The following is an 8,381-nucleotide window of genomic DNA, read 5'->3' as shown; positions in this document are numbered from 1 at the left end:
GATTCAGATAGCACCCCAACCGCTAAAGATCTGGACCATGACGGATTGTCAAATGATATTGAACGAAACAAATACCAGACAGATCCACAACTCGCCGACACAGATTTCGACGGTTTGCGTGATGATAAGGAAATCCTTAAATATTTCACCAATCCTAAAATGGTAGACTCCGATGGTGACAGTTTTTGGGATGGTGAAGAGGTGAACGCCAATACTGATCCTACTGACCCAACCAGTTTCCCTGAAAAATCCCAAAATTAACAAACTTCGTTAAACTGCACATTCACAATGCTGTATGGATTGTGTTACTGTATCGCGTTCAACAAGGCACCCAGGTCATGATAATCAGGTTGCGTAAATAATAAACAATTACAATTCAAATTCTTCTTAGTACTAGGTCGCATGCAAAAACAATCAAACTATAATCGTGATGAGCTGATCAAATGTGGATACGGCGAACTCTTTGGTCCTGGGAACGCCCAGCTTCCTTTGCCGCCAATGCTTATGTTCGACCGTATTGTGGATATCAGTGAAAATACCGGCAAATACGGTAAGGGACAGGTTATCGCTGAACTTGATGTATCAGAAAACCTGTGGTTTTTCGAATGCCATTTTCATGGCGATCCTGTCATGCCTGGTTGTCTGGGTGTAGATGCCATGTGGCAACTCGTTGGTTTTTACCTCGGATGGATGGGAGGACCTGGAAAGGGGCGTGCTCTTGGTGCGGGTGAAGTCAAATTTACCGGTCAGGTTACTCCGAAAAATAAATTAATTACCTACCGTGTAGATATGAAGCGTGTGATTATGCGTCGTTTAGTAATGGGAATTGGCGATGCAGCAATGGAAGTGGATGGTCGAGAAATTTATAGTGCAAAGGACCTTCGTGTTGGTTTGTTCACCTCAACTGATAATTTCTAAAGGAAGATCGAAGTGAAGCGCGTTGTTGTCACTGGTTTAGGCATAGTATCCAGTATCGGAAATAACAAGTCAGAAGTTTCCGAATCATTAAAACAAACAAAATCGGGATTGGCTTTCAGCGAAGAATATGCGGAAATGGGTTTTCGCAGTCATGTTTTTGGACCTCTCAAAATAAATACCGATGAATTGATAGACCGAAAAATGCGGCGTTTCATGGGCGATGCTGCGGCGTATAGCCACGTTGCGATGCAGCAGGCAATTGAAGATGCCGGCCTTAACCAGGAGCACATTTCCAATGTCAGTACAGGGCTTATTACCGGTTCCGGTGGTGCGTCTACGGCAAATACGGTTGCTGCTGCAGATATTCTACGAAGCAAAGGTTCGAAAAAAGTGGGTCCTTACATGGTGCCTCGGACCATGGGAAGCACCACATCCGCATGCCTGGCAACTGCTTTTAAAATTAAAGGCTTGAGTTATTCTATCAGTTCTGCATGTTCCACGAGTGCTCATTGCATCGGAAATGCATATGAGCTGATTCAAATGGGTAAACAGAATACAATTTTCGCCGGTGGTGGTGAGGAACTCCATTGGAGTCAATCGGTGTTATTCGACGCCATGGGTGCTTTATCCTCCAAGTACAACGATACTCCACAATCGGCATCTCGCGCCTATGATGCCAACCGCGACGGATTTGTGATTTCCGGCGGTGGTGGCATTCTGGTTCTGGAAGAACTGGAACATGCGAGGGCCCGAGAGGCCAAAATTTATGCAGAATTAGTAGGTTATGGCGCTACATCCGATGGTTACGATATGGTGCAACCTTCAGGTGAAGGAGCAGTGCGCTGTATGAAGCAGGCGCTAGCCACTGTAAACAGTCCCATAGATTACATTAATGCTCACGGAACCAGCACACCGGTCGGTGATATTAAAGAACTTGAGGCAATTACCGAAGTATTTGGTAGTGAAATGCCTGTAATTAGTTCTACCAAGTCCTTAACGGGACATGCCCTGGGTGCTGCTGGTGTTAATGAAGCAATTTATTCTCTGCTCATGATGGATCAGGATTTTATTTGCGAATCCGCCAACATTGAGCAACTCGACCCCGCGGCAGAAGGAATGCCAATTGCGAGGCAGTGTAAGGAGCAGGCCAATCTGAACACGGTAATGTCCAACAGTTTCGGATTTGGTGGCACTAACGCTTGCCTGGTTTTTCAGCGCTTTTCACAGTAGTTCAGTAGTCGTTCACTAATCACAGTTGTGGTCATGCATCACAGTTGTTCCTCGTTGTATGGAATAAGCTATGTCTGCTGAACAGTATCAATTAATTTACTGAGTAAGGTTGAGCCATGAGAGAACCAAAAATTAATGTCGGACAACGCAAAGGTCGTCGCACTCTGGACGCCGTTGAGGGATTTGCCACCAGTGTAGGAGAAGGCACAAAAATAGCAGGCAATTTAGGTGGAAAAGGTCACTCTATCATCCTGGGAGAGGTAGAAGGCGATTGTAATCTTGATGGTACCCTGGTGATTGGCGAATCCGGTCGCTGGTTAGGTAACGTCAAAGCCAAGACCGTAGTAGTTGCAGGTGAAGTGGAGGGTGAAGTTCTGGCAGAAGAAAAACTGGAAATTCTGTCCACGGCTCGAATCAAAGGCACAATTAAAGCTAAATCTTTGGCGATTGCGGAAGGCGCAGTGCATCAGGGAGAGGTGTCTATGTCCAGCGATAATGAAATTACCCGCTTCAAAGATCAGCGCGACCGTGAGTAGTTCGTAAAACTGTCTGGTCGCCAATATCCAGCAACTTATTTTTAGTTGCTGGATCTGCTCGAATTATTTGAATATTAGTATCCTCTAAAACACTGCTTTTCCTATATCGATTGGTTCGCTACCTCTGTACTGACTGGATTAAATCCTACCAATTTATTAAGTCTTGTTCAGCTTTTATTCAGCAACTGAGCGTTAAGTTTGTATCCGCACTTGCTTAACAGAGGAGGATATATGAAATCTACTGCAGTGATTTTCGGCATCGCATCTTTGGTGCTTTCCAGCACAGCTATGGCTGATCTGGATTTAGCCAAGAAAAGTGGTTGCCTGGCTTGTCACAGTGTTGACAAAAAAGTTGTCGGTCCAGGATGGAAAGACGTTGCCGCAAAATATAAAGGTCAGGCTGACGCTAAAGCCACATTGATCGAAAAGGTTAAAAAAGGCGGTAAAGGTAACTGGACAAAAGTAACAGGTGGCGCGCCAATGCCTCCTTATTCTCCTCGAGTCTCTGACGCGAATATCGAGAAATTAGTCGATTTCATCATGGGACTGTAATCATAACTCGAAATCATAATAAAGAAGATAATAATAACAGGATCGTTAAAGGGACAATAACGGTAACCCCCACATAAAAATAATAATACATTGTTCTGTCCATCTATTCTGAAGCCACTATCATTAGATAGTGGCTTTTTTATTGGCCATACTGCAGCAGTGAGAAATAGTGTATGCTTGGCATCTTGTTGATTTACATCTAATCAATCGAAACGGGCTTTGAGATTATGAGGGTACTGGTTGTCGAAGACGAAGATCCACTCAGAAACCAGTTGGTGGAGCGTTTAAAAGAAGAAGGATATGCAGTTGACGCTGCAGCCGACGGTGAAGAGGGTTTATACCTTGGGCGCGAATATCCTGTCGATGTTGCAGTTATTGATTTGGGATTACCCGGAATATCTGGCATTGAACTCATCAATAAACTGAGAGGCGAAGCTAAAAAATTTCCCATACTTATTTTGACAGCCCGCAGCCGTTGGGAAGATAAGGTTGAGGGTTTGGAAGCCGGTGGTGATGATTACCTGGTTAAACCTTTCCATGTCGAAGAGCTTATAGCACGGCTGAAAGCACTAGTACGGCGCGCTGCCGGGTGGACGCAATCTGAGATAACCTGTGGTCCGGTAAGCCTTAACCAGTCTACACAGCAAGTCACCGTTAATTCAGAACAGCTGGAGCTCACGGCATTCGAATACAAAGTGCTTGAGTATTTGATGTTGCATTCTGGCGAAGTAGTTTCCAAAGCAGAGTTGACCGATCATATATATGATCAGGATTATGATCGTGACAGTAATGTAATTGAAGTATTCGTTGGTCGATTGCGTAAAAAGATTGATCCGGATGATACCCTCAAGCCTATTGAGACTTTGCGTGGACGGGGTTATCGGTTTGCGCTGAAGCCGGATCAACAGCCAGAAACCTGATGCAGGATCACTCTAGTGTCGCCCACCACGATAAATCGATAACAATACCCAGATTCCACCGATACCTGCCGCAACAAATCCGAGGAATCCAAATAATGGCAGTCCCATTAGTGTGGGTCCGCCGCTAACTGTCATGACTATTGAGCTGCCGACAATAAGTGCGGAAGTGATCAATCCTACAGTAATACGACTGGCGGATTTATCCAATTGCCGACCGAATTTCTCCAGGCGCGTAATATCAACATTTACCTGCAGTGCGCCACGCTTGGCTGCACGGAGCAGGCGGCGTATATCCTGGGGTAGACTGCCTAATATTTCCATCATATTGGACAGATTGCGCATGCCACGTTTGGCTATTGCCTCTGGTGTGAAGCGGGCAAACACGGCTCTTTTTAAAAATGGCGTCGCAGTATCTACCATATCAAAATCAGGATCCAGCTGACGACCCAGTCCTTCCAGTGTAATAAACACTTTAAACAACATGCTAAGGTCGGGTGGCAAAGTCAGTTGATGGTTACGTAAAATCACGGTGATGTCACCAAGCATTGAACCTAACTTCAGTTGCTTCAGCGGTACGCTGTGGTAACTATCCAGAAATGCATCTACTTCAATGGCGAGGTTTTCAGTATCTACGTTGGCGTCACTTGCCCAGTTGAGTAATACGTCAGTAACTTCAGTAACATCTTTGTTAACCATGCCGCTAAGCAAGTCAATAATTTGTTCACGACGAACTTGAGACAGATGTCCAACCATACCGAAGTCAAGAAACGCTATTTGATTTTCCGGGAGGTATAAAACATTTCCGGCATGTGGATCGGCATGAAAAAAGCCATCTTCCAGTACCATTTTTAATATTGCATTAGCGCCGTGTTGTGCCAGCTGGGTACGATCCAGTCCTGCCTCCTCAACTGCTTGCAGGTCTCGCCCGGGAATGCCTTTTAAGAAGGTCTGCACATTTAAACGTTCGCATGTCCATTGCCAATACGTTTTAGCAATCACAATATCTGGATAGTTTTCAAAATTTGCTGCAATACGTTCCATATGTTGGCATTCTGAAACCAGATCCAGTTCGCGCCTTAAAGACAAAGTAAACTGGCGTACCACTTCTTTGGGATGGAAATGGCGAATTTCTTCAATTTCATTGTCTGCGATTTCAGCAACACGCGCCAATAGACGCAGGTCAGCTTCAATAACCGGCCGTATATGTGGGCGACGAATTTTCAAAACGACTTCACTGCCATCATCCAGTCTTGCTCGGTGGACCTGAGCAATTGAACCCGCAGCCAGTGGTTTGGTTTCCAGGTAAGGGAAGACTTTATCTGGCGGTGCGCCTAAATCTTGTGTCAATTGTTCCTTTAGCTCTTCGAATGGCACTGGCGGTACGCGATCCTGTAATTTTTCAAATTCAGCAATCCATTCAGGAGGGAATAAGTCAACGCGGGTAGACAGGATTTGGCCGAGCTTTACAAAGGTTGGGCCTAACTCCTCCATAGCGAAACGAATTCGCTCAGGCGTGTCCATTTTAGCTAATTCGGATGGTTCTTTGAGTCGCAGTAATTTACTTGCGCTTTCCATGAAGTTGGTAAGACCCATGCGTTGCACTACGTCACTGAAACCATAGCGAGCCAGGACAGAGACGATGTCCCGCAAACGCCCCAGGTCTCGAGCTGCGATGAGGCTTTCCCAAAACATTCTATTAGATATCCTTGCCGGGTGATAAATTACAGGATTTTTGTATTTTTAACTTTGTGCTTAATACAAATCTGTGTCAATAGCGGGAGGCAATAAGTTTTGATCTACAGCAAGTAGCGACTGAATCTCCCTCGCAGTATTGCTGTTATGTTTGGCTTTTTATCGATGAGATGATTTGGTAATGCAGCTGTATATTTTGTTTGTAGCAGCAGGTCTGTGGTCCGCGAATAATGATTATCTTTTTCTCACCAGGGTCAATCCGTCACCGACAGGAACCAGGCTGATATCAACGCGATCATCCTGAAATACAAATTGATTGGTGGCGCGTATTGCGTTCGTGTCGTCATCATTTTTCACGGGATCGGCAACACTGCCTCCCCATAGGACATTGTCAATCATGATCAGCCCACCCGGTCGAATGAGCTGCAGGCAATACTCGTAGTAATTTAGCATGTTCTGTTTATCGGCATCGATGAACGCGGCATCAAAAGACTCTGCCTGACCTTCAGTCGATAATGCGTTTAATGTTTCCAGGGCAGGCGCTAATCGCAAATCAATCTTTGATTCGACATTTGCCTGTTGCCAATAATTTTTCGCGACGGTCGTCCATTCTTCGCTGGTGTCACAGGCAACTATCTGGCCGTCGTCCGGTAATGCGTTTGCCATAACCAACGCACTGTAGCCGGTGAAAGTACCTATCTCAATGACCCGCCTGGCATTGATTAGCTTTAGCAGTAAAAACATGAGCTGGGCTTGATCCGCTGAGATTTGCATGATACCCCATTCCAGTTTATCAGTGACTTCACGCAACTCCTTTTGTATTGGGTTATCGCGAAGTGAAACCGACAACAGATAGTCATACAAGTTATCATTAAGCTCGAGTGTTTGTTTGCCCATGATTCAATTCCTCTGGTTGATATCAATAAGCTCCAGGAAAATGAACCCCCTCACTCCCAATGGGGAGTGAAAAGGGGTGTGTTGCTGGTGAAAGTTTAGAAACTTAGTTTTTTACGGCTTCTACTTCGAAGATCAGTTCCATGTCGTCGCCAATTGCAGGTAATCCGTACTTCACGCCGAAATCGGAACGTTTAAGCTTTGCAGTAGCGTCAAAGCCACATACATTCTTTTTATTGAAAGGGTGAACGCCACATTTCATATGTGTAACTTTCAGGGTGATGGGCTTGGTAACTCCCATGATTGTGATGTTACCTTCAACCGAGCCTTTGCCGTCTTTAATGCTTGCTTTGGTTGACTTAAACGTGATGGTCGGAAACTCAGCGGTGTTCAGGAAGTCTGGTGAACGTAAATGTTTGTCACGCTTTTCATGGGCAGTATCAATTGAGTTTGCATCAATAGTGATCTCCACGGAGCCAGTACCTTTAGCTTCGTCAAAGGTCATCTTGCCTTCAGATTTGTTAAACCTGCCAAGCATAGTGGAAAACCCCAGGTGACTTATTTTAAAGTGAGGGTAAGTGTGTCCGGGATCGATGGTATAAGATGCCCCGAAAGCGGTAAAAGGTAATGCCATTAAGGCTGCAGTGATTACTAATTTACGCATTGCTCGTTCTCCTTTTTTGTACGAGTTTGGCTAGATAAAACTTAATAACCGGATTCGCTGCTACCAGTGCTCATCCAGGTAATAATAATAGAAAGTATTGTGAACGGTACGGTATACAATGCCAACATCAACAGTTGTTTGAATTTTGAAGATCCACTGGCAACAGGTAGATAGGTCATTGCTGGTATTACTAAAAGTGGCAGTAAGCTGTACCATGGCAAGCTGGCATAGACGACAGCGGCGATGCCCAATAGTCCGCTGAGTAAACCAACGGGCAGCATAAAGTTGCTACCTAGCTGAATATTCTGTTTAAGTAATAACAGGATAAGGTAACCACCAGCAATAGCACCAATAGCTATACCTAACTGACCCAGCAATGCGGATGCGCCTAACATGGCGCTAATGCCGGTACCAAGACCCAGTGTTAACGCGACCATGGCGCCTTCATCAGGTTTAGCGCGTAGTAATTCTGAAGATGCAGTTAACCAGCCGGCATATGCTAGCGAGGGCAATAGCATTATCCAGAAATCGCCGCCTTCCTGTCGTGCCGCTACAGGCCAGATTACCCAGCTCATGGCGGCCGCACCAATAATAAACATTATTGCCGGAAGGAAAACTGGTTTTTGTTTAAGGGAGTCAACGGCGAAACCCAGAATAATGGCGATGATGCCAAGTATTAAAATCTTTCGCGTGCTGGTAAGCGGTGTTAATTGAAATCCGGCTGCAAAATAAACAGACACATAATAAGCAATCGCAAAACCCAGACCGCTCCAAAACCAGCCCAGACGGCGTAATCCCCATGCGGCCAACATGCCAACAAGAAAAGGAATAATCCCGGACTGGATTGCCGGATTTGCGAGTAGGTCATTCATTGGACATTCCTGTCAAAGTATTACATTCATTTGCTGTTAATCTTAGCGGTTTAAGACCTGTTGATAATCATGCATAATGGAAAAATATTGTTTCTATTTCGTT

The 8,381-nt window shown here is 45.1% G+C and carries 10 protein-coding genes; 6 read left to right on the top strand and 4 right to left on the bottom strand.

The window, feature by feature from the left end:
- The 6 genes from ACWVCM_RS09865 to ACWVCM_RS09840 all read left to right on the top strand — a co-directional run.
- Window positions 1–261, top strand: a 261-nt coding sequence (locus tag ACWVCM_RS09865; RefSeq protein WP_455201576.1) for a binary toxin-like calcium binding domain-containing protein, incomplete at its 5' end; no start/stop codon positions are given.
- Between the two features lie 141 nt (window positions 262–402).
- Window positions 403–918 carry a bifunctional 3-hydroxydecanoyl-ACP dehydratase/trans-2-decenoyl-ACP isomerase gene (gene fabA / locus ACWVCM_RS09860; protein WP_455201575.1) on the top strand — a complete coding sequence of 172 codons (516 nt, stop codon included), beginning with the start codon at window positions 403–405 and terminating at the stop codon, window positions 916–918.
- Window positions 919–930: 12 nt separating this feature from the next.
- Window positions 931–2,148, top strand: a complete 1,218-nt coding sequence (gene fabB, locus ACWVCM_RS09855) for a beta-ketoacyl-ACP synthase I (RefSeq protein ID WP_455201574.1) — start codon at window positions 931–933, stop codon at window positions 2,146–2,148.
- 116 nt (window positions 2,149–2,264) lie between these two features.
- The gene (locus ACWVCM_RS09850) at window positions 2,265–2,684 is read left to right on the top strand and encodes a bactofilin family protein (RefSeq protein WP_455201573.1); all 420 of its coding nucleotides are present in this window, start codon (window positions 2,265–2,267) and stop codon (window positions 2,682–2,684) included.
- A gap of 231 nt (window positions 2,685–2,915) precedes the next feature.
- On the top strand, window positions 2,916–3,236 hold the full coding sequence (locus ACWVCM_RS09845) for a c-type cytochrome (RefSeq protein WP_455201572.1): 321 nt from the start codon (window positions 2,916–2,918) through the stop codon (window positions 3,234–3,236).
- A 227-nt stretch (window positions 3,237–3,463) separates the two neighbouring features.
- Entirely contained in the window at window positions 3,464–4,156 is a 693-nt protein-coding gene (locus ACWVCM_RS09840) for a response regulator transcription factor (protein WP_455201571.1), read from the top strand.
- 12 nt (window positions 4,157–4,168) lie between these two features.
- Here ACWVCM_RS09840 and ACWVCM_RS09835 read toward each other — a convergent pair whose 3' ends face one another.
- The 4 genes from ACWVCM_RS09835 to ACWVCM_RS09820 form a co-directional block, all read right to left on the bottom strand.
- Window positions 4,169–5,848, bottom strand: a complete 1,680-nt coding sequence (locus ACWVCM_RS09835) for an ABC1 kinase family protein (protein WP_455201570.1) — start codon at window positions 5,846–5,848, stop codon at window positions 4,169–4,171.
- Window positions 5,849–6,082: 234 nt separating this feature from the next.
- A complete protein-coding gene (locus ACWVCM_RS09830; protein ID WP_455201569.1) occupies window positions 6,083–6,745 on the bottom strand; it encodes a class I SAM-dependent methyltransferase in 663 nt (220 codons plus the stop codon).
- A gap of 103 nt (window positions 6,746–6,848) precedes the next feature.
- On the bottom strand, window positions 6,849–7,406 hold the full coding sequence (locus tag ACWVCM_RS09825; protein ID WP_455201568.1) for a YceI family protein: 558 nt from the start codon (window positions 7,404–7,406) through the stop codon (window positions 6,849–6,851).
- Between the two features lie 41 nt (window positions 7,407–7,447).
- Window positions 7,448–8,278, bottom strand: a complete 831-nt coding sequence (locus ACWVCM_RS09820; protein ID WP_455201567.1) for a hypothetical protein — start codon at window positions 8,276–8,278, stop codon at window positions 7,448–7,450.
- Between the last annotated feature and the right edge of the window lie 103 nt (window positions 8,279–8,381).

This window comes from Kaarinaea lacus (assembly GCF_975902315.1).
This window is presented reverse-complemented; position numbering and strand designations above follow the sequence as displayed.